We start from the raw sequence: 271 nt of genomic DNA on the forward strand, positions 1-271 counted from the left end.
ACCGCGGGGGGCGGCTTTGTTCGGCACCGCCGGGCTCCCCGGTGGGGGTTGTGCGCCGCTGCGGCGGAGTGGAGTGCGGGCGGGCCGCCGGCAGGGCGTTCCACGCGTCGGGGTCGGCGGGAAGGTCGTCCTCGAAGGGCTCGAAGTCCTCGTACTCCTCGTCCTCCGGCGGGGGCGGCCACTCCGGGTCCTCGGCGGGCGCCGGCTCCCCGGCCTCCGCCGGAGCCGCTTCCAGCCGCTCCAAGTGCGCCCGCACCGCGTCCGCCCCCGC

1 pseudogene is annotated in these 271 nt (G+C 79.0%); it reads right to left on the reverse strand.

Annotated features, from left to right (window positions below):
- A pseudogene (locus ACSNOH_RS35325) lies at positions 1 to 271 on the reverse strand (hypothetical protein); the annotation flags it as partial.

This window comes from Streptomyces sp. URMC 127 (assembly GCF_051386535.1).
In the GTDB taxonomy this organism is placed as follows: Bacteria; Actinomycetota; Actinomycetes; order Streptomycetales; family Streptomycetaceae; genus Streptomyces.